Below are 835 nucleotides of genomic sequence, written 5' to 3'. Positions count from 1 at the left end.
GAATTGCCCCGGGTTTTGTGGAGACAGAACGACCCGAGAGGTAAGAAGAATTCATGAGCAACAAATCGAAGCGTTTTCCACCTGAGTTTTGTGACCGTGCAGCCCGCATGGTTCTGGAGGAAGAGAAGAACCATCCATCACGCTGGTCCGCAGTGATGATGATCGCTCCAAAGCTGGATATTCATCCTGACACGCTGTCAAAATGGACCCGTCTGCATGAACGGGCCAATGCGCCTGCGGTAAGTGATCTTCCTGATCGGGAGAAGATCAGGCAACTGGAGCGAGAGAACCGCGAATTGCGGCAGGCCAATGAAATCCTGCGCAAGGCGTCAGCATATTTTGCCCAAGCGGAACTCGACCGCATCTTCAAGCCATGACACGCTTCATTGAGGAGCATCGGCAGACATATGGTGTCGGGTCAATCTGCAGGGTTCTGTCGATTGCACCATCTGCCTATTATGCTTATCGGGCGAGACAGGAAAATCCCTGTGTGCGCAGCCAGAAAGACAAAGAGCTGTGTCATGAAATCTGCAGGGTCTGGAACGATAATTTCTGTGTCTATGGAGCGCGCAAGGTCTGGCATCAGCTCAAACGTGAAGGGTTGGATGTCGCCCGCTGCACGGTAGAGCGGCTGATGCGCCGGATGGGACTGAAAGGCGTCATGCGTGGCAAGGGAGTCAGAACCACACGGCCAGATCCGGCACGGCCCTGTCCACAGGATCTGGTGCGGCGTCAGTTCCATGCACCAGCCCCCAACAGGCTATGGGTTTCGGATTTCACTTACGTTTCCACCTGGCAGGGCTTTGTGTATGTGGCCTTCATCATTGATGTATTC

The 835-nt window shown here is 54.1% G+C and carries 1 pseudogene and 1 other annotated feature; the pseudogene reads left to right on the top strand.

Annotation, left to right across the window (positions count from 1 at the left end):
• Positions 1 to 53: 53 nt before the first annotated feature.
• Positions 54 to 835 (top strand): annotated as a pseudogene (locus JCM25156_RS31785) (IS3 family transposase); the annotation flags it as partial.
• Positions 332 to 448 (top strand) — a sequence feature (AL1L pseudoknot). It overlaps the preceding pseudogene by 117 nt.

It is taken from the genome of Komagataeibacter kakiaceti JCM 25156 (genome assembly GCF_000613305.1).
The sequence above is the reverse complement of the archived record's forward strand: the minus strand, read 5'-3'. Positions and strand labels throughout refer to the sequence as shown.